At 67.6% G+C, this 20144-nt stretch carries 24 protein-coding genes; 10 read left to right on the top strand and 14 right to left on the bottom strand.

Annotation, left to right across the window (positions count from 1 at the left end):
- Positions 1–58 precede the first annotated feature (58 nt).
- Entirely contained in the window at positions 59–376 is a 318-nt protein-coding gene (locus HMPREF1224_RS18405; RefSeq protein WP_003114819.1) for an Mpo1-like protein, read from the bottom strand.
- Between the two features lie 142 nt (positions 377–518).
- Here HMPREF1224_RS18405 and HMPREF1224_RS18400 point away from each other — a divergent pair, with 142 nt between their 5' ends.
- On the top strand, positions 519–1532 hold the full coding sequence (locus HMPREF1224_RS18400; RefSeq protein WP_003114821.1) for an AraC family transcriptional regulator: 1014 nt from the start codon (positions 519–521) through the stop codon (positions 1530–1532).
- 22 nt (positions 1533–1554) lie between these two features.
- Here HMPREF1224_RS18400 and HMPREF1224_RS18395 read toward each other — a convergent pair whose 3' ends face one another.
- The 5 genes from HMPREF1224_RS18395 to HMPREF1224_RS18375 form a co-directional block, all read right to left on the bottom strand.
- The gene (locus tag HMPREF1224_RS18395) at positions 1555–2199 is read right to left on the bottom strand and encodes an ABC-type transport auxiliary lipoprotein family protein (RefSeq protein WP_003109195.1); all 645 of its coding nucleotides are present in this window, start codon (positions 2197–2199) and stop codon (positions 1555–1557) included.
- Positions 2196–3134 carry an MlaD family protein gene (locus tag HMPREF1224_RS18390; protein ID WP_003114822.1) on the bottom strand — a complete coding sequence of 313 codons (939 nt, stop codon included), beginning with the start codon at positions 3132–3134 and terminating at the stop codon, positions 2196–2198. The genes HMPREF1224_RS18395 and HMPREF1224_RS18390 overlap by 4 nt, the downstream gene beginning before the upstream one ends.
- A 1-nt stretch (position 3135) precedes the next feature.
- On the bottom strand, positions 3136–3930 hold the full coding sequence (locus HMPREF1224_RS18385; protein WP_003114823.1) for an ABC transporter ATP-binding protein: 795 nt from the start codon (positions 3928–3930) through the stop codon (positions 3136–3138).
- A complete protein-coding gene (locus HMPREF1224_RS18380; protein WP_003116404.1) occupies positions 3927–5072 on the bottom strand; it encodes an MlaE family ABC transporter permease in 1146 nt (381 codons plus the stop codon). The genes HMPREF1224_RS18385 and HMPREF1224_RS18380 overlap by 4 nt, the downstream gene beginning before the upstream one ends.
- A 66-nt stretch (positions 5073–5138) precedes the next feature.
- Complete coding sequence (locus HMPREF1224_RS18375) at positions 5139–6593, bottom strand: TrkH family potassium uptake protein (protein WP_003114825.1); 1455 nt, start codon at positions 6591–6593, stop codon at positions 5139–5141.
- A gap of 157 nt (positions 6594–6750) precedes the next feature.
- On the opposite strand from HMPREF1224_RS18375, the gene HMPREF1224_RS18370 reads away from it, so the two are divergent.
- Both HMPREF1224_RS18370 and HMPREF1224_RS18365 read left to right on the top strand, forming a co-directional pair.
- Positions 6751–7122 carry a YkgJ family cysteine cluster protein gene (locus tag HMPREF1224_RS18370; protein ID WP_003114826.1) on the top strand — a complete coding sequence of 124 codons (372 nt, stop codon included), beginning with the start codon at positions 6751–6753 and terminating at the stop codon, positions 7120–7122.
- 64 nt (positions 7123–7186) lie between these two features.
- Positions 7187–7747 carry a nitroreductase family protein gene (locus tag HMPREF1224_RS18365; protein ID WP_003114828.1) on the top strand — a complete coding sequence of 187 codons (561 nt, stop codon included), beginning with the start codon at positions 7187–7189 and terminating at the stop codon, positions 7745–7747.
- Here HMPREF1224_RS18365 and HMPREF1224_RS18360 read toward each other — a convergent pair.
- The 7 genes from HMPREF1224_RS18360 to HMPREF1224_RS18330 form a co-directional block, all read right to left on the bottom strand.
- Entirely contained in the window at positions 7728–8207 is a 480-nt protein-coding gene (locus HMPREF1224_RS18360) for a hypothetical protein (RefSeq protein WP_003114829.1), read from the bottom strand. The two genes, HMPREF1224_RS18365 and HMPREF1224_RS18360, sit on opposite strands and share 20 nt — an antisense overlap.
- A 39-nt stretch (positions 8208–8246) precedes the next feature.
- The gene (locus HMPREF1224_RS18355; protein WP_003114830.1) at positions 8247–9584 is read right to left on the bottom strand and encodes a sensor histidine kinase; all 1338 of its coding nucleotides are present in this window, start codon (positions 9582–9584) and stop codon (positions 8247–8249) included.
- A 114-nt stretch (positions 9585–9698) separates the two neighbouring features.
- On the bottom strand, positions 9699–10139 hold the full coding sequence (locus HMPREF1224_RS18350; protein WP_003114831.1) for a Spy/CpxP family protein refolding chaperone: 441 nt from the start codon (positions 10137–10139) through the stop codon (positions 9699–9701).
- Between the two features lie 128 nt (positions 10140–10267).
- Positions 10268–10945: a response regulator transcription factor gene (locus HMPREF1224_RS18345; protein WP_003091491.1), complete on the bottom strand. Its 678-nt coding sequence runs from the start codon at positions 10943–10945 to the stop codon at positions 10268–10270.
- A 10-nt stretch (positions 10946–10955) separates the two neighbouring features.
- Positions 10956–11318, bottom strand: coding sequence for a hypothetical protein (locus HMPREF1224_RS18340; RefSeq protein WP_003114832.1), 363 nt, complete (start codon positions 11316–11318; stop codon positions 10956–10958).
- A 175-nt stretch (positions 11319–11493) separates the two neighbouring features.
- Entirely contained in the window at positions 11494–11793 is a 300-nt protein-coding gene (locus HMPREF1224_RS18335; RefSeq protein WP_003091489.1) for a YciI family protein, read from the bottom strand.
- A gap of 1 nt (position 11794) precedes the next feature.
- Positions 11795–12382, bottom strand: coding sequence for a septation protein A (locus HMPREF1224_RS18330; RefSeq protein ID WP_003091488.1), 588 nt, complete (start codon positions 12380–12382; stop codon positions 11795–11797).
- 215 nt (positions 12383–12597) lie between these two features.
- Between HMPREF1224_RS18330 and HMPREF1224_RS18325 the strand changes: the two genes are divergently transcribed.
- From HMPREF1224_RS18325 to HMPREF1224_RS18300, 6 genes are all read left to right on the top strand, one after another.
- Positions 12598–13485: a PHP domain-containing protein gene (locus tag HMPREF1224_RS18325; RefSeq protein ID WP_003116406.1), complete on the top strand. Its 888-nt coding sequence runs from the start codon at positions 12598–12600 to the stop codon at positions 13483–13485.
- Positions 13482–14111, top strand: coding sequence for an L-threonylcarbamoyladenylate synthase (locus HMPREF1224_RS18320; protein WP_003091486.1), 630 nt, complete (start codon positions 13482–13484; stop codon positions 14109–14111). The genes HMPREF1224_RS18325 and HMPREF1224_RS18320 overlap by 4 nt, the downstream gene beginning before the upstream one ends.
- Before the next feature lie 172 nt (positions 14112–14283).
- Entirely contained in the window at positions 14284–15036 is a 753-nt protein-coding gene (locus HMPREF1224_RS18315) for a segregation and condensation protein A (protein ID WP_003124353.1), read from the top strand.
- Between the two features lie 144 nt (positions 15037–15180).
- Positions 15181–16179, top strand: coding sequence for an SMC-Scp complex subunit ScpB (scpB, locus tag HMPREF1224_RS18310; protein ID WP_003114835.1), 999 nt, complete (start codon positions 15181–15183; stop codon positions 16177–16179).
- Positions 16180–16259: 80 nt separating this feature from the next.
- Entirely contained in the window at positions 16260–16790 is a 531-nt protein-coding gene (locus HMPREF1224_RS18305) for a hypothetical protein (RefSeq protein WP_003114836.1), read from the top strand.
- A gap of 114 nt (positions 16791–16904) precedes the next feature.
- Complete coding sequence (locus tag HMPREF1224_RS18300) at positions 16905–17087, top strand: DUF1289 domain-containing protein (RefSeq protein WP_003091481.1); 183 nt, start codon at positions 16905–16907, stop codon at positions 17085–17087.
- 6 nt (positions 17088–17093) lie between these two features.
- On the opposite strand, the gene gap is transcribed toward HMPREF1224_RS18300, so the two are convergent.
- Positions 17094–18098: a type I glyceraldehyde-3-phosphate dehydrogenase gene (gene gap / locus HMPREF1224_RS18295; protein ID WP_003091480.1), complete on the bottom strand. Its 1005-nt coding sequence runs from the start codon at positions 18096–18098 to the stop codon at positions 17094–17096.
- Positions 18099–18227: 129 nt separating this feature from the next.
- Between gap and edd the strand changes: the two genes are divergently transcribed.
- Positions 18228–20054: a phosphogluconate dehydratase gene (edd, locus tag HMPREF1224_RS18290; RefSeq protein WP_003091478.1), complete on the top strand. Its 1827-nt coding sequence runs from the start codon at positions 18228–18230 to the stop codon at positions 20052–20054.
- Positions 20055–20144 lie beyond the last annotated feature (90 nt).

Here is a 20144-nt window from a genome sequence, read left to right as displayed (position 1 = left end):
CGGGACCGACGGTCGTCACGGGGGAGCGACCGGCCCGGGGGCCAGCCGCGCGGATGGGTCAGAAGCGGATGCGGCCGGTGAAAGCGTCCTTGAGCATCACCCAGTCGCCCATGAACGACCACAGCGGGTACTTGAAGGTGGCCGGGCGGTTCTTCTCGAAGACGAAGTGGCCGACCCAGGCGAAGCCGTAGCCCACCAGCGGCAGCGCCAGCAGCCATAGCCACTGCTGGCTGGCCACGGCGTGGAAGAGCACCGCCAGCACCAGCAGGCTGCCGACGTAGTGCAGGCGGCGGCACACCGCGTTGCTGTGTTCCTGCAGGTAGTAGGGGTAGAACTCGGCGAAACTGTGGAAACGCTCGTCATCAGGGCTGCTCATGGAATGCCTCCTCTCGTTGTGTCCGCGCAGTGTAGTGCGGGCCGCACGATGTCGCGGATGACATACAGGGCCAGTTTAGTATCCTTGGGCCGCCAGGCCGGACGACGGTCGGCGTGCCTCCCGCCAGAACAAGAAGAGACCGATGCCGGAACGTACAACCTTGTCCAGCTGGGTCCAGGGCATCGTCCTCGCCCTGGAGCTGGAAGGCCTCGACGGACGCCAGCTGTTCGCCGAGCTGGGCCTCGACTACCAGGCCTTGCAGGACCCCGACGCGCGCTTCCCGCAGGACGCCATGAGCCGTCTGTGGCAGCGTGCGGTGGCGCTCAGCGGCAACCCGGCGATCGCCCTGAACATCGCCCGGGTCCGGCGCCCGGCTTTCCACGTCGTCGGCTATGCGCTGATGTCGAGCCGCAACCTGGCGGAAGGCTTCGCGCGCCTGGAGCGCTACCAGCGGATCATCGCGGAAGCGTCCGACCTGACTTTCCGCCGCACGCCGCAGGGCTATCGAATCGGCGTCACGGTGCATGGCGATCGCCTGCCGGCGCCACCGCAGAGTGCCGAATGCTCGCTGGCCTACCTGGTGGACATGGTCCGCTGGATCACCGGCCGGTCGCTGGACCCGCTGGCGGTGGAGCTGCCCGGCGCGCCCCGCGAGCCGCTGGCACCCTATGTCGAGCTGTTCCGCGCGCCGCTGCGCTTTCACGCCGAGGAGTTCGCGCTGGTGTTTTCCCGCGTCGACCTCGAGACGCCGCTACCCTCGGCCAACGAGGCGCTGGCCCAGTTGCACGATCGCTTCGCCGGCGAATACCTGGCGCGTTTCAGTACCAGCCGCATTACCCATCTGACCCGGCAGACCTTGTGCCGGCTGCTGCCGCAGGGAGAGCCCAAGCGCGAACGGGTGGCCCAGGCGCTGCACCTGTCGCAGCGCACCTTGCAACGGCGCCTCCAGGAAGAAGGCACCAGCTACCAGCAACTGCTCGACGACACGCGCCGGGATATGGCCGAACAGTATCTCCAGCAGCCCGGCCTGACCTTGCTGGAAGTCGCCTACCTGCTGGGTTTCGCCGATCCGAGCAATTTCTTCCGGGCATTCCGCCGCTGGTTCGGCTGCACGCCCAACGAATACCGGGCGCGCCGCCAGGAGCGCCCGGGCTAGTCGCCAGGCCAGGCGGGACGCTTCAGGGCTGCACGGCGGGTTGCGCCGAGGCCTGGCGCAGGGTCCAGTCGAGAACCTGGGCCGACAGCGTATCGCCGGCCTTGCCGAAGGCGCTGACCACCGCCGCGACCTTCTTGCCATCCACCGGCTGGCTGACCTCGAAACGCCGGCTGGCGACCACGCGCTTGTCGTCGGTACGCACCAGGCGCGCGTCGTAGCGGATCAGCGCGCTGGCCTGGCCGTTCGGGTACTCGGTCTGGAAGGCGCGAAGGTCGCCGCCCAGTTCGAAATCGGCCTGCAGGTTGCTGTCGTCGCTGCTCAGGCCGCGGACCCGGCCGTCGGCCTGGAACGCCTGCATCAGACGATCGCGCAGCAGCGACGGCGCCGGATCGCTCCAGCGCGCGCCCTGGTACACGCTGATTTCGTCGCCGTGCGGGCGCACCGCGATGCGCGGGCTCTCCAGCACCAGGCTGGTACGCGGCCGGGCGATCCGCAGCGACCAGTCGACCGGCCGCGCGGCGGCGCTGGCCGGAGGGTTGTGCACCGGTAGCAGGTAGACCTGGAGGACCTGCGCCTCCGGCAGGATCGAGCAGGCGCCGAGGGTGGCGAGCGCGGCCAGGCCGGCGGCCAGGGACAGGCGACGCAGCGGGCGAAGGGCGAGCCTCATGGGGTGAACTCCTTGGTTTTTTCCCGGCCCAGCAGGTAGTTCGCCGGGTTCTCTTCCAGGCGCCGGCTGATTCCGCGCAGTGCCGCCAGGGTATCGCGCAGTTCGCTGACCGCCGGGCCCAGCTCGGCGAGTCCCTGGATGCCGCCGTCCAGCGAGTGGCGATTCTCGCTGATCAACTGGTCGAGGGTGGCGCTGGTGCGCTCCAGCGAAGCCATGGTCTTGTTGGCGTTTTCCAGCATCCCCTTGCCTTGCTCGTTGAGCAGGCCGTTGGCGCTGCGCATCAACTCGCTGGCCTGGGCCAGGGCGGCGTTGGCCTGCCTGCTCGCCTGGGCCAACTGCTGCATCACCGCGCTGACGTTCTCGCGCTCGGCGGAGAGCGCGCCGGTGGCCTGGTCGAGATGGTCGAGGGTGCGGCTGATGCGCGCTGTGTTTTCCTCGGAGAGCAGGTTGCTGAAGCGCGCGATGAGCTGGTTGATGTTGCCCATCAGGTCTTCGCCGTTGCTCAGTAACTGGGTCAGCGGCGAGGGCGTGGCGACGATCACCGGGATCTTCCCGTCCTTGCCCTCCAGCATCGGGCTGGCGGGCGTGCCGCTGCTGAGCTGGATGATCGAGGTGCCGGTGATCCCGGTGAGCGCCAGCTTGGCGGTGGTGTCCTGCTTGATCGGCGCGCTGGCCACCACGCGGATGCGTGCCCAGACCTTGCGCGGGTCCTTCGGATCGAGGCGGAGGAAGGCCACGTCGCCGACCTTGATCCCGCTGTACTGCACCGAGCTGCCCTGGGAAAGGCCACTGACCGCTTCGTTGAAGACGATGTCGTAGTAGTTGAACTTGCCCTCCGAGCCGGACTTGGCCAGCCACAGGCCGAAGAGCAGGGCGGCGCCGATCACGATCACGCTGAACAGGCCGATCAACACATGGTGGGCTCGGGTTTCCATCTCAGTGATTCTCCGGCACGGCGGCGGCTTGGTGGGCGGCGCGCCCGCGCGGCCCGTGGAAGTATTCGCGGACCCAGGCGTCGTCGGTGGCGGCGACCCGTTCCAGGGTATCGACTACCAGGACCTTCTTCTGCGACAGCACGGCGACCCGGTCGCAGATGGTGTACAGGGTGTCCAGGTCATGGGTGACCAGGAACACGGTCAGGCCGAGGGCGTCGCGCAGGGTACGGATCAGGTTGTCGAAGGCCGCCGCGCCGATCGGGTCGAGGCCGGCGGTGGGCTCGTCGAGGAACAGGATGTCCGGGTCCAGCGCCAGGGCGCGGGCCAGGGCGGCGCGCTTGATCATGCCGCCGGAAAGCGAGGCCGGATACTTGTCGCCGGCGTTGGCCGGTAGCCCGGCCAGGGCCAGCTTGACCTGGGCCAGGTGCTCGGCGTCGGCGCGCGGCAGGCCGGCGTTCTCGATCAGCGGCAGGGCGACGTTCTCCACCACGGTAAGCGAGGAAAACAGCGCGCCCTGCTGGAACAGCACGCCGAAGCGCCGTTCGACCAGGGAGCGGCGCTCCTCTGGCAGTTGCAGCAGGTCTTCGCCGAACACCCGCACGCTGCCGGAGGTCGGCCGACGCAGGCCGACGATGCTGCGCAGCAGCACCGACTTGCCGGTGCCGGAGCCGCCGACCACGCCGAGGATCTCGCCGCGACGGACGTCGAGGTCGAGGTGCTCGTGGACCGCCTGGGCGCCGAAACGGTTGCACAGGTCGCGGACCTGGATGATCGCCTGCGGGTTGTCCTGGTTCACCAGCCCATCTCCATGAAGAACAGCGCGGCGAGGGCGTCGAGCAGGATCACCACGAAGATCGAGTGGACCACGCTGGTGGTGGTGTGCTCGCCCACCGACTGGGCGCTGCCGCTGACCTTGAAGCCTTCCAGGCAGCCGATCACGGCGATCAGGAAGGCGAACAGCGGGGCCTTGCTGATACCGACCAGGAAATGCTGTACGCCGATTCCGTCCTCCATGATCGACAGGAACATCGCCGGCGGGATGTCCAGGGTCCAGGCGCAGACGGTCATGCCACCGACGATGCCGCAGAGCATGCCGACGAAGGTCAGCATCGGTAGCGATACCAGCAGCGCCAGCACCCGCGGCAGCACCAGCAGCTCGATGGGGTTGAGGCCGAGGGCGCGGATCGCGTCGATCTCCTCGTTGGCCTTCATCGAGCCGATCTGTGCGGTGAAGGCGCTGGCGGTGCGGCCGGCCATGAGGATCGCGGTGAGCAGCACGGCGAACTCGCGGAGGAAGGAGAACACCACCAGGTTGACCGTGTAGATGGTCGCGCCGAAGTTGGCCAGCACCGTGGCGCCGAGGAAGGCGATCACCGCGCCGACCAGGAAGGTCAGCAGGGCGATGATCGGCACCGCGTCCAGGCCGCTCTTCTCGATGTTCGCCACCAGCGGCGTGACCCGCCAACTGGCCGGGCGGACCAGGCTGCGGAACAGGGTCTCCAGGGTCAGGCCGATGAAGCCGAGGAGTGCCTTGAGGTGCAGCCAGAAGGTCTCCATGGCACAACCGATGCGAGCCAGCAGTTCGATGGCGGTGGTTGGCGGCTTGGGTTTCTCCGGCTCGCAGAAGTCGTGCAGGGCGTGGCCGACGGTCTTCAGCAGGGCCTGGCGCTCGCGCGGCAGGCCGGGCTCCAGCTCGGCGAGGTCGGCCAGGCGCTCGGCGCCGAGCAATTCGGCGAGCAGGGCGGCGCCGGCGGTATCCAGGGCGCCCAATTGGCTCAGGTCGAAGCTGGCGTTGCCCGCCACTTCGCTGCGCAGGCGCGTCACCTCGCGCTCCAGAGCCGTGTAGTGGGCGAGCGTCCAATCACCTATGGCTCTGACGCGGGCGGGCTGGGTGGAGCTATCCAGGCTCACGTGGCCGGGTTGCGGCTGTGTCGTCATGGTGCAGAAGCTTACACCGGCTTTTCAGTCCCTGAGTAGAGCCATTGCAGACAGGCCCGTGAGCGCTCAGTGGCGCCAGAACGCCGGGGTCAGCAGGACCAGCACGGTGATGATCTCCAGGCGACCGAGCAGCATGCCGGCGGCCAGCAGCCACTTGGCGGCGTCCGGCAGGCTGGCGAAGTTGCCCGAGGGGCCGATGATGGGCCCCATCCCCGGGCCTACGCCGGCCACGGTACTGGCGGCACCGGTGAGCGCGGTCATCCAGTCCAGGCCGATCAGCGACAGGCCGAGGGCGAGCAGGCAGACGACGATCGCGAAGAAGAACGAGAAGGTCAGGATCGAGCGGACGATTTCCTCGTCCAGGCGATGGCCGTTGTAGTTCTGCTTGAGCACTGCGCGCGGATGGATCAACTGGTAGAGGTTGGCCTTGAGCAGGGTATAGGCGACCTGGAAGCGGAAGATCTTGATACCGCCGGCGGTAGAACCGGAGCAACCGCCGATGAAGCCGAGGTAGAAGAACAGCATGATCGAGAAGTGCCCCCACATGCTGTAGTCGCCAAGGGCGAAGCCGGTGGTGGTGACCACCGAGGTGACGTTCACTGCGACGATGCGGAAAGCATCCATCCAGGGCAGCTTGGAGGTTACCGCGTACCAGGTGCCCATCAGCAGCCAGGTCACCAGCAGCAGGCCGAGCAGGCCGCGGACCTGCTGGTCCTTGATCAGCGCCTTGCGGTGTCCGCGCAGGGTGGCGACGTAGAGCGCGAACGGCAGGCTGCCGAGGATCATCACCACTACCGCGGTCCAGTGAACCGCTGGCTGCTTCCACTTGGCCAGGGATTGGTCGGAGGTGGAGAAACCGCCGGTGGAAATCGCCGACATGGCGTGGTTGACCGCGTCGAACGGGCTCATGCCCGCGCCCCAGAAGGCCAGGCTGCCGAGCAGGGTGATGCCGACATAGGTGGCGACGATGTACTTGGCGACCATGTGCGAGCGTGGCAGGACCTTTTCCGAGCGGTCCGAGGATTCGGTCTGGAACAGGCGCATGCCGCCGATCCGCAGCATCGGCAGGATCGCCACGGCCATGGCGATGAAGCCGATGCCGCCCAGCCAGTGCAGCAGAGAGCGCCAGATGAGGATGCCCGGGGACATGTCGTCCAGCCCGCTGAGCACGGTGGAGCCGGTGGCGGTGATTCCCGACATGCTTTCGAAGAAGGCATCGGTGTAGCTGATGTGCTGCTGCAGGACGAACGGCAGGGCGGCGAAGATGCATACCAGCACCCAGCTCGATACGGTGAGCATGTACATGTCCCGCGGGCGCAGGTGGACATGCTCGGGACGTCCCGGCAGGACCAGGCCGAGGCCGGTGACGAAGGTGGCGACGCTGGACCAGATGAATGCCTGGATGCCTTCGGTACGGTCGAAGGCGAGCATGGTCAGGATCGGGACCAGCATGCTGGCGGCCAGAGTGATCAGGAAGATGCCGATGATGAAACCGAGGATACGTAGGGTCGGCAAGGCCATGGATCGTGGGGCTCTGGGCTGTGGCGGACCGGCCATTCTACCAGCCGTCCGCGGAGAGTAAATCTGCCGCTGCACCCCTCTTCACAGCTGCCGCGAAATCGCTAGAATCTCGCTTCGCCCGCCGGCGCTCGCCGGTTTCTCTGGTGTTCTGCCAACCATGTCCACTGACAATCCGTGTCTTACCTGCGGCGCCTGCTGTGCGCATTTTCGTGTGTCTTTCTATTGGGGCGAGTGCCGTTCCGCAGGCGGCGTCGTACCCGACGAACTGACCGTCCGCATCAGCCCGCAGATGGTTGCCATGAGCGGTACCGAGAACAAGCCGGCACGCTGCGTCGGGCTGCTCGGCGAGGTCGGTTGCGGCGTTCGCTGCACCGTCTACGAGCAGCGCTCGAGTACCTGCCGCGAGTTCGAGGCGGCCTGGGCCAACGGCCAGCCCAACCCGGCCTGCGATGCCGCGCGCGCCGCCTACGGCCTGCCGCCGCTGACCCCGCCGCTGCAGCCGCACCTGGCGCCGGGACGGGTCGCCTGAGAGCGGGCGTGAGCCTGGCGATTGCGTCTACAATGGCGATTTCGTTTCTGACAGGAGTTCGCCCATGGAGGCTCTCGACGCCTTGCTCACTCGCGTTTCCCACGCCCGCCTGAGCGATCCCGCGCCCTCGCCGGAGCAGCTCGACCGGCTGTTCCGGGTCGCCTTGCGTGCCCCGGACCACGGGCAACTGCGGCCCTGGCGCTTCATCCTGGTAGAGGGCGAAGGCCGCCGGGCCCTGGGCGACCTCTACGCCCGCGCCCTGGCGAGCCGCCAGCCGGACGCCGCCGAGGAAGCGCTGGCCAAGGCCCGCAACATGCCGCTGCGCGCACCGCTGCTGGTCGTGGCGGTCGCTTGCCTGCAGGACCACCCGAAGGTGCCGCACGCTGAGCAACTGCTGGCTGCCGGCTGCGCCGCCCACGGCCTGGTGCTGGGCGCCTATGCCCAGGGACTGGGGGCGATGTGGCGGACCGGCGAGATGGCCACCGATCCGGTGGTGCACGCCGGCCTGGGGCTCGGCGAGCAGGAGCGGATCATCGGCTTCGTCTACCTGGGTACGCCGATGGGCGAGTTGCGCACGCCGGCGGAACTCGACCCGACGGCCTTCGTCAGCGCCTGGCCGGGCTGAGCGGCAACAGCAGGCGTACGCACCAATACGCGCCCTGGGCGTGCCAGAGCAGTCGTCCGCCCTGCCAGCCGGCCAGTCGTCGGGCGGCTTCCACGGCCGCCGGCAGCCAGCGCCGGCCTTCTTCCGCCTGGCCGAGGATGTCCAGGCGCAGCCGGCCGTGGCGTGCGTCCAGCGCCGGATTCAGTGTGATGCGCTGCCACGGGCGGGCCTGCGCGGCGCCGCCGAGCAGGCCGTAGAGCGCCTCGTGCAAGGCCGGGCGCCAGCTTTCCAGCGGCCAGGTGCCGCGTTCCGGCAGGTTCAGGTCGAGGCGCGCCCAGCGATGCCGCAGTTGCTGGGCGACCTGTCCCAGCTCGACCGCCAGGACCAGCGATTGCGGTTCGTCGCCGGGAGGTTCCGGCGGCGGTGCGATGGCCTGGGCGAGCGGGCGTTCATCGAGGAACAACGAAGCGGGAAGAGTCATGCCGGATGCTCCTGGGGAATTGTTCATCTGGGCGCGGCGTCATTCGGTCGCCTTGCGCCGTAGCGGCAGGCTGAGGGTGGCGATGAAGCCGCCGTCGGGATGGTTGCCCAGGCGCAGGTGCCCGCCGTGGCGCTCGATGGCGCGGCGGGCGATGGCCAGGCCCAGGCCGTGTCCCGGGCTGCTCTGGTTGGGTGCGCGGAAGAACGGCTCGCCCAACTGCTCCTGCAGTTCGGCGGCGATGCCTGGCCCATGGTCGCGGACGCTCAGGCGCAGGTAGTCGCCGGCGCTGCTGGCACGCACCTCCAGGGGTTGGCCGACGGGGTTGAAGCGCACGGCGTTGCGCAGCAGGTTGTCTACCGCGCGTTCGAACATGTCCGGCCAGCCGTCGATGCTCAGGTCAGGCGCCACCTCCAGGCGGATATCCTGTTCCGGAGCCAGCAGCAGGGCGTCTTCGCGCAGCCGCTGGAGCAGCGGTAGCAGGGCGATCCGTTGGCTCGCGCCGGGTTCGGCGTCGAGCCGGGCGAGGGCGAGAATCTCGCCGATCAGCGCTTCCAGGCGGTCGCATTCCTGTTCCAGGCGCGGCCACATCTGCGCCCGCGCTTCCGGTTCGGCGCGTTCGGCCAGGGCCAGGGCGATGCGCAGGCGAGCCAGCGGCGAGCGCAGTTCGTGGGATACGTCGCGGAGCAACTGACGCTGGCTGCCGATCAGGCTTTGCAGGCGTTCGCCCATGCGGTTGAAATCGCGCGCCAGGGTGCCCAGTTCATCGCCGCGCCGCGCCAGGCGGGCCAGGCTGTCCTTCTGGTAGGCGGTCTGGCCGAGGTCGTGCACGGCGCGCCGCAGACGGTTCAGCGGACGGGTGATGGACAGCGTCAGCAGCAGGCTGAACAGGGTCAGCACCACCAGTGCGATGCCCAGCGCGCTGAGCGGCCAGAGCAGGCTGCCGCGGTGCCAGGCCTCCAGCTCCGGGTGCGGGATGCGGTAGATGAACAGATAGGTATGGTTGCTCTGCGGGCTGACGTATTCCTGGCTCAGCTGGCGCCAGGGGAAGCGCGGCAGGTTGCGGTCGCTGGTGCGCGGCGGGCGGTGGTGGGGGCGCGGCAGGTAGGTGCCGTCGACCAGGCGCTGGCCGCTTTCATCGAGTACCTGGATGGAAATCCCGTAGTCGCGACGGCGTTGCTCCAGCAAGCCCTGGGCCGCGTAGCTGCCCTGTTCTTCGTAGAGGGCGGTCCACTGCTCGGCGAGATCCTTCAGGCCAGGATGGCGGGCGATGATCCAGGTGTCCTGGTTCAGCGCACGACCCAGCAGGATGGACAGCCCGGCGACCAGCAGCAGGGCCAGCCAGAAGGCGGCGAGGATTCGCCAGAAGAGTGAACGCATGGTTTTCCTGTTGAATCGCATGTCGGGCCGGCCGCGAGGGTAAACCCCTAGGATATGCGATTCCGGCTGGTCGGAAGACCGCTACCGGAGGACCCGGTAGCGGTGGCTCGGACGTCAGTTGGACTTCTTGTCGGCCTTCCATTGCTGGAATTCGGCCCACTCTGCCTTGCGCTGCTCGCGCTTCTTCTGCAGTTCGTCGAACTTCTTCTGCTGCTCGGGGGTGAGCAGGGCGCGGATGTCCTTCTGGGTCTTCTCGTGGCTGGCCTTGAGTTCGTCCTTCAGGGCCTTCTGCTCGGCCGCCGGCAGCTTGGCCAGGTAGCGCTGGGTGATCTCGTGGCGGGCCTTCATTTGTTCGCCCATCAGTTTGCCCATCTGCTGGCGCTGTTCGCGGGTCAGGTCCAGTTCCTTCATCGGGCCGCCATGCCGGGGACCGTGCTGGCCCATCATGTGGCCGCCTTCCATCGGCGGGGGTGGCAGGTCGTTGGCGGCGGGCGCGGCCATGGCGAAGGTCGGCAGGGCGGCGGCGATGAACAGGGCGGTTAGCGTCTTGCGCATGGTGTTTCTCCTTTCTGGGTCCGGCCATTTACCGGATGAGCCCAGTCTAGGGAGGTCAAGGTCAAGCGCGGTCAGCCCTGGGTAAAGCTTGGGTAAAGACCTTGTGTCGGCGGGCTGACGAAACCCGCTCAGTGGCTGTAGTAGTAGCCGCGGCCGCGCAGGGCGAGGATGCGCGGGCTGCCGTCGGGGTGGCTGCCGAGCTTCTTGCGCAGGTTGCTGACGTGCATGTCCAGGCTGCGGTCGTAGAGGGTCAGCTTGCGGCCCAGCGCCAGTTGCGCCAGGGCCTGCTTGTCCAGCGGCTCGCCGGGCTGGCGCAGGAGCGCTTCGAGGATGCGGCTTTCGGAAAGGGTCAGGCTGATCTCCTGGCCGTCGATCTGCGCCACGCCGCGCGTCAGGTTCAGCGACAGGTCGCCCAGTTGCATCTGCGCGCTGGGTTGCGCCGGGTGGGTTCGCCGCAGCACGGCGCGCAGCCGTGCGGTGAGTTCGCGCGGGTCGCAGGGCTTGGCCAGGTAGTCGTCGGCGCCCAGTTCCAGACCGAGGATGCGGTCCAGCGGCTCGCCGCGGGCGGACAGCATCAGCACCGGCAGGTCGGGATGGTCGCCGCGCAGTTGCTTGAGCAGTTCCAGGCCGCTACCGTCCGGCAGCATCACGTCGAGCACCACGGCATCCGGTGTCTGCTCGGCGAGGGCGCGACGGGCCTGGGCGCCGTCGTGGCTGGCACGCACGGAGAAACCTTCCTGGACCAGCCAGGTACCGAGCAGCTCGCAGAGCTCCCGGTCATCGTCGATCAACAGCAGTTCGCTCATCGAGTGTCGCTCAATTGATCCATTCGCGTCGCTGTCGCCGGCGGCCGCGGCTCAGGGCACCGAGGACGAACGCGAGCAGGGCCGTGGCGGCGCCGGCGACATACCAGGTCTGCTCTTCCGTGAGCAGCGGCGGTTGCCGCTGCGCCTGGGCCGCCTGCAGCTGCTCGCGCAACTGGCGGTTCTCCTGGCGCATACGACTGACCAGTTCGTCGCGCTGGCGTTCCGTTTCCACCAGGCGGCGCTCCAGTTCGGCGGTAGCCTGCGTAATGGAAGGCTGCGCGGCTGGAATCGGTGCCGGCGCGGGTTCCTCGGCCAGGGCCAGGGAAGCTCCCAGGCTCAGCAGCAGGCAATGGGCAGCGGATGGACGCATCATGACTCCTTGTACCGATGAAGCGACGGATTGCACTGTCTTCCGGTTCGCCCTTCCGGCTTGGCGAAAGCGCCGGGCCGGCCTGGTTGCGCTGCGGCGGGCACCGGAAAGCGGCGTCCGGTGCGAAAACGTTTGCCGGGAGGGCGACCGGGCCGGCCGCCGGTACCCGGCGACTGCCTCAGGGCAGGACTTTCTTGAACGGCTTGACCACCACCTCGGCGTACACCCCGGCGGCCCGGTAGGGATCGGCCTCGGCCCAGCTCTGCGCCGCGGCCAGCGAATCGAATTCGGCGACGATCAGGCTGCCGGTGAAGCCGGCGGCGCCCGGGTCGTTGCTGTCGATCGCCGGGTGCGGGCCGGCGAGTACCAGGCGGCCTTCTTCCTTCAGCTGTTCGAGACGGGCCAGGTGGGCCGGGCGGCTGGCCAGGCGGCGTTCCTGGGAAGCGGGGATGTCACGGGCGATGATCGCGTAGAGCATGTCAGTCCTTGGGCTTTTCGCCGGTATCGGCGTCGTGCAGGTGGCGAGCCAGGAACAGGCCCTGGCCGATCAGGAACAGCAAGGTCATGCCGAGGCTGCCGAACACCTTGAAGTCCACCCAGAAGTTCGGATAGGTGAAGACCACGTACAGGTTGGCGAAGCCGCACACCAGGAAGAACACCACCCAGGCGATGTTCAGGCGCACCCAGAGGCCCTGCGGCAACTGGATGGCATGGCCCATGATGCGCTGGATCATCGGCTTGTCGCCGATGAAGTGACTGCCGGCGAAGGCCAGGGCGAACAGCCAGTTGACCAGCGGCGCCTTCCATTTGAGGAAGGTGTCCTCGTGGAAGGCCAGGGTCAGGCCGCCGAGGACCAGGCAGGCGCCGAGGGTGAACCACTGGCTCTTTTCCAGGTGGCGGTGCTTGAGCCAGAGGGCGCCGTAGACGATCACCGAGGCGAGGATCAGGGTCGCGGTCGCGCCGTAGATGCCACTCAGATTGAACCCGGCGAACTCGACGTTCTGAGGGTCTATCTTGTAGACGATGAAGAACAGGATCAGTGGGATGAAATCGATGAATTGCTTCATGGTGGCAGTCAGGACACGGTTGAAACGGCATAATAGCAACCTCTGGATGTTCTGAAACAGTCATCCTGTCTTTCCGAATGCGTCAGGCCTGTGCCGCAGGCGCATTCGCCAGGTGGAGCAAGCTCCCCGGACCCATGAACGGTACGTCTCGATACCGCGAGGCAACGAATCGGCGTTGCTTCATCACCATTCTTCACTGGAATCAGGATTCAGCCATGCGTGTCGATCTGCATTGCCACAGTACCGCCTCCGATGGCGTGCTCGCGCCCGCCGCCCTGGTGCAGCGGGCCCACGAGAAAGGCGTCGGGCTGCTGGCGCTGACCGACCACGACACTCTGGAAGGCCTGCCGGAAGCCCACCAGGCGGCCGCTCGACTCGGTATCGAACTGGTCAACGGTATCGAGCTGTCCTGCACCTGGGGCGGTGCCACCATTCATGTGCTGGGCTACGGTTTCGACCTCGACGCCGCTCCCCTGCGCCAGGCGACCGAAGCCCTGCACCGGGGCCGCTGGGCGCGCGCCGAGGAAATCGACCGGCGGCTTGCGGCCAAGGGTATGCCCGGTGCGCTGGAGGGCGCGCGGGCGATCCAGCGGGCCCTGGGCGACAGCGGCAACGCGCCGGCGCGGCCGCATTTCGCCGAGTTCCTGGTCCAGGGCGGCTGGGTCAAGGATCGCGCCGACGCGTTCCGCAAGTGGCTGGGGGCCGGCAAGCTGGGAGACGTCAAGCAGCACTGGCCGACCCTGGAGGAAGTGGTCGGCTGCCTGCGCGAGGCGCGCGCCTGGATCAGCCTGGCGCACCCGTATCATTATGATTTCACCCGGACCAAGCGCCGGCGCCTGGTCGCCGACTTTCTCCAGGCCGGCGGACACGCCATCGAGGTGGTCAATGGCGTGCAGCCGGCCGAACAGGTCGGTACCCTGTCGATCCTGGCCCGCGAGTTCGGCCTGATGGTCACCGCCGGCAGCGATTTCCACGCGCCGGGCGACTGGTCCGAACTGGGCATGTACCGTGCGGTTCCAGAGGACCTTCCGGCCATGTGGCCGCGTTTCGCCAGGCATTTTCGCGATACCGAACGTCATTCCGAAGCCAAGGGGGCCGAATGAGCCAGTTCTTCCAGATCCATCCGGAAAATCCCCAGCCGCGGCTGGTCAAGCAGGCGGTGGAAATTGTCCGCCAGGGTGGGGTGATCGTCTATCCCACCGACTCGTCCTATGCCCTGGGCTGCCGCATCGGCGAAAAGACCGCGGTGGATCGCATCCGCCGCATCCGCCAACTGGACGACAAGCACAACTTCACCCTGGTCTGCCGCGACCTTTCCGAGCTGGGCGTCTATGCCAAGGTCGACACCGGCCTGTTCCGCCTGCTCAAGGCGCACACCCCCGGTCCCTACACCTTCATCCTCAGCGCCACCCGCGAGGTGCCGCGCATGCTCCTGCACCCCAAGCGCCGCACCATCGGCCTGCGCGTGCCGAACTGTCCGATCGCCCGGGCGCTGCTGGAGGAACTGGGCGAACCGCTGATGAGCGTGAGCCTGATCATGCCCGGCAGCGGCGAGCCGCTGAACGATCCCTATGAAATGCGCCAGGTGCTGGAACACCAGGTCGACCTGATCGTGGACGGGGGCTATGGCGGCGGCGAGGCTTCCACCGTGATCAGCCTGACCGACACCGATCCCGAAGTGATCCGCGTGGGTTGCGGCGATCCTGCGCCGTTCATGCAGCCGGCCTGAGCGCCGCCCGAATCCGCCCACCACGAGCCTACCGATGCAGGACGATAACCCGGCCAACGCCGACACCCCTCCAGCCGAACCCGCCGCCGAGCGGGTGCCGCTGCAACTGGCGCTGGTCTACGGCGAGGCGGTCACCGAGCTGCCGCAGGACCTCTATATCCCGCCGGACGCGCTGGAGGTCTTCCTCGAGGCCTTCGAGGGCCCGCTCGACCTGCTGCTGTACCTGATCCGCAAGCAGAACATCGACATCCTGGATATCCCGGTGGCGGAAATCACCCGCCAGTACATGGGCTATGTCGAGCTGATGAAGGCGGTGCGCCTGGAGCTGGCCGCCGAGTACCTGGTGATGGCGGCGATGCTGGCGGAGATCAAGTCGCGCATGTTGCTGCCGCGCTCGGCGGAAGCCGAGGAGGAAGAGGAAGATCCACGGGCCGAGCTGATCCGCCGCCTGCAGGAGTACGAACGGTTCAAGAAGGCCGCCGAAGACCTCGACGAACTGCCCCGGGTCGGCCGCGACGTGCTGGTGCCGGCGGTGGCTGCTCCCGAGGCGCGGGCGCGCAAGCTGCTGCCGGAGCTGGCGCTGCAGGAGCTGATGCTGGTGATGGGCGAGATGCTGCGCCGCGCCGACCTGTTCGAGAGCCACCAGGTGACCCGCGAGGTACTGTCCACCCGCGAACGCATGAGCGAAGTGCTGGAGCGCCTGAAAGGCGGCGCCTTCGTGCCCTTCATCCAGTTGTTCACCCTGGAGGAGGGCAAGCTCGGCGTGGTGGTCACCTTCATGGCGATCCTCGAACTGGTCAAGGAGCAGATGGTGGAACTGGTGCAGAACGAGGCTTTCGGCGCCATCCATGTGCGCCTGCGGATAGCCCGCGAAGCGGAGGAAGGCGAAACCCTGGAGGAAGCCCTGGAAGACGATTTCGAGTGAGCGCGCCGCGCCGCTGGCCGTTCGTCCCCCTGCGGACGGTCGCCTTTTCCGAGCTTCCGGCTTCGCTCCCTGCCGTGGCCTGTTAAGCTGCATGCCCGATTCCGCTATCTTTCCCTCTTCCTGGCTCCGGTATCCGTTGCGACGATGAACCTGTCCGATCCCCACGAACTCGCCACCCTGCTCGAAGGCATCCTCCTCGCGGCCGGCAAGCCGCTGTCGCTGGAACGCCTGGCCGAGCTGTTCGACGAGGCAGAGCGGCCGGAGCCGGGGCAGTTCCGCGACGCCCTGGCGATCCTGGCACTGTCCTGCGCAGGGCGCTCCTTCGAGCTGAAGGAAGTCGCGTCCGGGTATCGCCTGCAGATTCGCGAGCGTTTCTCGCCGTGGGTCGGCCGCCTCTGGGAGGAGCGTCCGCAGCGCTATTCGCGCGCGCTGCTGGAAACCCTGGTGCTGATCGCCTACCGCCAGCCGATCACCCGTGGCGAGATCGAGGAGATCCGCGGCGTGGCGGTGAACACCCAGATCGTCAAGACGCTGATGGAGCGGGAGTGGATCCGCATCGTTGGCTACCGCGAGGTGCCGGGGCGCCCGGCGATGCTGGCGACTACCAAGGCGTTCCTCGATTATTTCAACCTGAAGAGCCTCGACGAGCTGCCGCCGCTGTCGGCGCTGCGCGAGATGGAGCCCGAGCCGGAACCGCCGGTCGAAGTGGCGCCCGCGGCGCAGCCGCCGCGCGACGATCTCGACGAGGATGCGATTCCTGCCTCGATCCAGGCCCTGGCCGATCGCGCCATCGCCGAGGCCGGGGAAAGCCTCGAGGAGATCGAGGGGGAGGCCGGCGAGCCGGAGAAGCCGCGCGAGGAAACCAGCTTCCGCAGCCTGCTGCTGGAACTGGACGAGATGGAGCAGGGCCTGAAGACCGACTTCGACGACCTGCTCGACCCTCCGGAGCCCTCGGAGCAGGGCGACGAGTCCGCCGAGCCAGCGGCTGGGCCAATTCCCGTGGTCGCGGAGCAAGCCGTCGAGCCTGCCGTCGCGGAGGCTGTCGCGGGCGCCGATCCCGATGACGAAGAGCGCGCCCTGGCGGAGGCCATGCGCGAGGAGCGCGAGGCACTGGACGCCGACGACGACTGGCCGCGCCGCTGACCGTCGTTCCACCCTGTAGAATTCATCCGGCCGCGCCGGCGAGGCCGGCCCGCTCCGTTTCATCGACCCTGGAACTCCCCATGAAAGAGACCCTGAACGAACTGATCACCCTCATCAGCACCGGCTGCATGGGCGCCGAGGAGATCCGGCGGATCGCCGACGAGGCGGCCCAGGCCTACGCCGATCCGGCAGGGTTCCTCGCCGCCAACCCGGACATCAACTACGACGACAGCTTCCCGATCCCGCTCGGCGAGTGGGTGGTGGTCGGTAGCCTGCCGGATATCGTGCTGTTCCAGGCCGACACCTATGCCGAGCTGTTCGCCCGGATCGTCGCCTCCTTCGGCAAGGACGTGGCGTTCAACATCAAGCCGAAGCAGTTGCTCAAGACCGAGCCGCTGGTCGCCCTCAACCGTATCCAGGTGCAACTGAGCAGCATGTATCCGGAAAAGGGCGGCTACGTGCTGGTGGATTTCAGCGAGCCGCTGGACGACGAGTTGCAGGCGGTGCTGGTCTATACCCAGGACCTGCCGCGGGTCATGGCGCTCTGCGTCGAGGCCGGCATCTATGCCGCGCCTGCCTACGAAAGCCTGCGCGACGCCGAGGCCGAGTGACCGCGGGCCGCTCGATCGGCCCGATAGTCATTCCCTCCTGGACGCCGGCCCGCCGCCTGTCGTGAAGTGACGGGCGAGGACCGGTTGCGGTCCGCGCCGAAAAAGGGGGAACGCTTGAAAAGTCCTTGCATCAATATCTGTGAGTTCGATGCCGACGTGTGCCGTGGCTGCGGGCGTACGCGCCAGGAAATCCGTGCCTGGAAGCGCGCGGACAAGGCCGAGCAGCGACTGATCCTCGCCGAGGCCGACCTGCGCCTGCTGGCGTTGCAGGCGCGCGGTCGGCGCAAGTTCCGCTGAGGCGCGTCAGTCGCGGGCGGCGGCCAGCGCCAGGGCGCTGTCCAGCATGCGGTTGGAGAAGCCCCACTCGTTGTCGTACCAGGCCATCGCCTTGACCAGCCGGCCGCTGACCTTGGTGTGGTTGGCGTCGAAGATCGACGAGCGCGGGTCGTGATTGAAATCCACCGACACCAGCGGCTGGGTGTTGTAGCCGAGCACCGGAGAGCCCTCGCTGGCTTCGCGCAGCAGGCGGTTGACCTCGTCTACGCTGGTATCCCGGGCCACCTGCACGGTGAGATCGACCAGCGACACGTTGATCACCGGCACCCGCACCGCCAGCCCGGTAAGCTTGCCGGCGAGTTCCGGCAGGACCAGGCCGACCGCCTCGGCGGCGCCGGTCTTGGTGGGGATCATCGACTGGGTCGCCGAACGTGCGCGGTACAGGTCCGGGTGGTACACGTCGGAGAGGTTCTGGTCGTTGGTGTAGGCATGGATGGTGGTCATCAGGCCGTGCTCGATGCCCAGCTCGCGATGCAGCACCTGGGCCACCGGTGCCAGGCAGTTGGTGGTGCAGGAGGCGTTCGAGACGATCCGATGGGAGGCGCGCAGCACCTCGTGGTTGACGCCGTAGACCACGGTGGCGTCGACGTCCTTGCCGGGCGCCGAGATCAGCACCTTGCCGGCGCCGGCCTGCAGGTGGGCAGCGGCTTTGTCGCGGCTGGTGAAGAGCCCCGTGCACTCGAGCACGATGTCCACGCCGAGGCTCTTCCAGGGCAGTTCCGCCGGGTTGCGGATGGCGCTGACGGCGATGCGGTCGCCCATCACCCGCAGGCTTTCGGCATCGTGCTCGACCTCGCCGGGAAAGCGTCCATGGACGCTGTCGTACTGGAACAGGTGGGCGTTGACCGCGGCGTCGCCGAGGTCATTGATCGCCACTACCTGCAACTGTTCGCGGTAGTGGCCGGTATACAGGGCGCGAAGAACGTTTCGGCCGATGCGACCGAAGCCGTTGATGGCCAGGCGGATAGTCATAATGAGGTCGTCTCTTTTCTATTGTTGTGGTAAAAACCATTACATTTCGTCCAGAAAGAAAAGTAAACATCCTTCAACCGATGATTATGTTGTAAAAACAACAATTGATAGTCTGTAGGAGAATCTGCCATGCACCCTCGTGTGCTCGAAGTCACCCGCCGCATCCAGGCCCGTAGCGCGGCCACTCGCCAGCGCTACCTCGAGATGGTCCGGGCTGCGGCCAGCAAGGGGCCGCACCGCGGCACCCTGCCGTGCGGCAACCTCGCCCACGGGGTCGCGGCCTGTGGCGAAAGCGACAAGCAGACCCTGCGGCTGATGAACCAGGCCAACGTGGCCATCGTTTCCGCCTACAACGACATGCTCTCGGCGCACCAGCCGTTCGAGCGCTTTCCGGGGCTGATCAAGCAGGCGCTGCACGAGATCGGTTCGGTCGGCCAGTTCGCCGGCGGCGTGCCGGCCATGTGCGACGGGGTGACCCAGGGCGAGCCGGGCATGGAACTGTCGCTGGCCAGCCGCGACGTGATCGCCATGTCCACCGCCATCGCGCTGTCTCACAACATGTTCGATGCAGCGCTGTGCCTGGGTGTTTGCGACAAGATCGTGCCGGGCCTGCTGATCGGCTCGCTGCGCTTCGGCCACCTGCCCACCGTGTTCGTCCCGGCCGGGCCGATGCCGACCGGCATCTCCAACAAGGAAAAGGCCGCGGTGCGCCAACTGTTCGCCGAGGGCAAGGCCACTCGCGAAGAGCTGCTGGCCTCGGAAATGGCCTCCTACCATGCACCCGGCACCTGCACCTTCTATGGCACCGCCAATACCAACCAGTTGCTGGTGGAGGTGATGGGCCTGCACTTGCCCGGTGCCTCCTTCGTCAACCCGAACACCCCGCTGCGCGACGAACTCACCCGCGAAGCGGCACGCCAGGCCAGCCGGCTGACCCCCGAGAACGGCAACTACGTGCCGATGGCGGAGATCGTCGACGAGAAGGCCATCGTCAACTCGGTGGTGGCGCTGCTCGCCACCGGCGGCTCGACCAACCACACCCTGCACCTGCTGGCGATCGCCCAGGCGGCGGGCATCCAGTTGACCTGGCAGGACATGTCCGAGCTGTCCCATGTGGTGCCGACCCTGGCGCGCATCTATCCGAACGGCCAGGCCGACATCAACCACTTCCAGGCGGCCGGCGGCATGTCCTTCCTGATCCGCCAACTGCTCGACGGCGGGCTGCTTCACGAGGACGTACAGACCGTCGCCGGCCCCGGCCTGCGCCGCTACACCCGCGAGCCGTTCCTCGAGGATGGCCGGCTGGTCTGGCGCGAAGGGCCGGAACGGAGTCTCGACGAAGCCATCCTGCGTCCGCTGGACAAGCCGTTCTCCGCCGAAGGCGGCTTGCGCCTGATGGAGGGCAACCTCGGTCGCGGCGTGATGAAGGTCTCGGCGGTGGCTCCGGAACACCAGGTGGTCGAGGCGCCGGTACGGATCTTCCACGACCAGGCCAGCCTGGCCGCAGCCTTCAAGGCCGGCGAGCTGGAGCGCGACCTGGTCGCCGTGGTGCGTTTCCAGGGCCCGCGGGCGAACGGTATGCCGGAGCTGCACAAGCTCACGCCGTTCCTCGGGGTCCTGCAGGATCGTGGCTTCAAGGTGGCGCTGGTCACCGACGGGCGCATGTCCGGGGCGTCGGGCAAGGTGCCCGCGGCCATCCATGTGAGTCCGGAGGCCATCGCCGGCGGTCCGCTGGCGCGCCTGCGCGACGGCGACCGGGTGCGGGTGGATGGGGTGAACGGCGAGTTGCGGGTGCTGGTCGACGACGCCGAATGGCAGGCGCGCAGCCTGGAGCCGGCGCCGCAGGACGGCAATCTCGGTTGCGGCCGCGAGCTGTTCGCCTTCATGCGCAACGCCATGAGCAGCGCGGAAGAGGGCGCCTGCAGCTTTACCGAGAGCCTCAACGGCTGGCGCTGATTCTGATAGGTCGATATCCGCCGGCGCTTGGCTGGCGGCTGTCTCTCCGGCAACATCTGCCGACCGTCCCGCCCTGGCGCGGGGCATTGC

The sequence above is a fragment of the Pseudomonas sp. P179 genome (assembly GCF_000478485.2).
Taxonomy (GTDB): domain Bacteria; phylum Pseudomonadota; class Gammaproteobacteria; order Pseudomonadales; family Pseudomonadaceae; genus Pseudomonas; species Pseudomonas aeruginosa.
The sequence above is the reverse complement of the archived record's forward strand: the minus strand, read 5'-3'. Positions and strand labels throughout refer to the sequence as shown.

What these genes read in the sequence shown, in the direction of transcription:
- HMPREF1224_RS18405 (WP_003114819.1), bottom strand. Translation starts at nt 376, where the DNA reads ATGAGCAGCCCTGATGACGAGCGTTTCCACAGTTTCGCCGAGTTCTAC.
- HMPREF1224_RS18400 (WP_003114821.1), top strand. Translation starts at nt 519, where the DNA reads ATGCCGGAACGTACAACCTTGTCCAGCTGGGTCCAGGGCATCGTCCTC.
- HMPREF1224_RS18395 (WP_003109195.1), bottom strand. Translation starts at nt 2,199, where the DNA reads ATGAGGCTCGCCCTTCGCCCGCTGCGTCGCCTGTCCCTGGCCGCCGGC.
- HMPREF1224_RS18390 (WP_003114822.1), bottom strand. Translation starts at nt 3,134, where the DNA reads ATGGAAACCCGAGCCCACCATGTGTTGATCGGCCTGTTCAGCGTGATC.
- HMPREF1224_RS18380 (WP_003116404.1), bottom strand. Translation starts at nt 5,072, where the DNA reads ATGACGACACAGCCGCAACCCGGCCACGTGAGCCTGGATAGCTCCACC.
- HMPREF1224_RS18375 (WP_003114825.1), bottom strand. Translation starts at nt 6,593, where the DNA reads ATGGCCTTGCCGACCCTACGTATCCTCGGTTTCATCATCGGCATCTTC.
- HMPREF1224_RS18370 (WP_003114826.1), top strand. Translation starts at nt 6,751, where the DNA reads ATGTCCACTGACAATCCGTGTCTTACCTGCGGCGCCTGCTGTGCGCAT.
- HMPREF1224_RS18365 (WP_003114828.1), top strand. Translation starts at nt 7,187, where the DNA reads ATGGAGGCTCTCGACGCCTTGCTCACTCGCGTTTCCCACGCCCGCCTG.
- HMPREF1224_RS18360 (WP_003114829.1), bottom strand. Translation starts at nt 8,207, where the DNA reads ATGACTCTTCCCGCTTCGTTGTTCCTCGATGAACGCCCGCTCGCCCAG.
- HMPREF1224_RS18355 (WP_003114830.1), bottom strand. Translation starts at nt 9,584, where the DNA reads ATGCGTTCACTCTTCTGGCGAATCCTCGCCGCCTTCTGGCTGGCCCTG.
- HMPREF1224_RS18350 (WP_003114831.1), bottom strand. Translation starts at nt 10,139, where the DNA reads ATGCGCAAGACGCTAACCGCCCTGTTCATCGCCGCCGCCCTGCCGACC.
- HMPREF1224_RS18345 (WP_003091491.1), bottom strand. Translation starts at nt 10,945, where the DNA reads ATGAGCGAACTGCTGTTGATCGACGATGACCGGGAGCTCTGCGAGCTG.
- HMPREF1224_RS18340 (WP_003114832.1), bottom strand. Translation starts at nt 11,318, where the DNA reads ATGATGCGTCCATCCGCTGCCCATTGCCTGCTGCTGAGCCTGGGAGCT.
- HMPREF1224_RS18335 (WP_003091489.1), bottom strand. Translation starts at nt 11,793, where the DNA reads ATGCTCTACGCGATCATCGCCCGTGACATCCCCGCTTCCCAGGAACGC.
- HMPREF1224_RS18330 (WP_003091488.1), bottom strand. Translation starts at nt 12,382, where the DNA reads ATGAAGCAATTCATCGATTTCATCCCACTGATCCTGTTCTTCATCGTC.
- HMPREF1224_RS18325 (WP_003116406.1), top strand. Translation starts at nt 12,598, where the DNA reads ATGCGTGTCGATCTGCATTGCCACAGTACCGCCTCCGATGGCGTGCTC.
- HMPREF1224_RS18320 (WP_003091486.1), top strand. Translation starts at nt 13,482, where the DNA reads ATGAGCCAGTTCTTCCAGATCCATCCGGAAAATCCCCAGCCGCGGCTG.
- scpB (WP_003114835.1), top strand. Translation starts at nt 15,181, where the DNA reads ATGAACCTGTCCGATCCCCACGAACTCGCCACCCTGCTCGAAGGCATC.
- HMPREF1224_RS18305 (WP_003114836.1), top strand. Translation starts at nt 16,260, where the DNA reads ATGAAAGAGACCCTGAACGAACTGATCACCCTCATCAGCACCGGCTGC.
- gap (WP_003091480.1), bottom strand. Translation starts at nt 18,098, where the DNA reads ATGACTATCCGCCTGGCCATCAACGGCTTCGGTCGCATCGGCCGAAAC.
- edd (WP_003091478.1), top strand. Translation starts at nt 18,228, where the DNA reads ATGCACCCTCGTGTGCTCGAAGTCACCCGCCGCATCCAGGCCCGTAGC.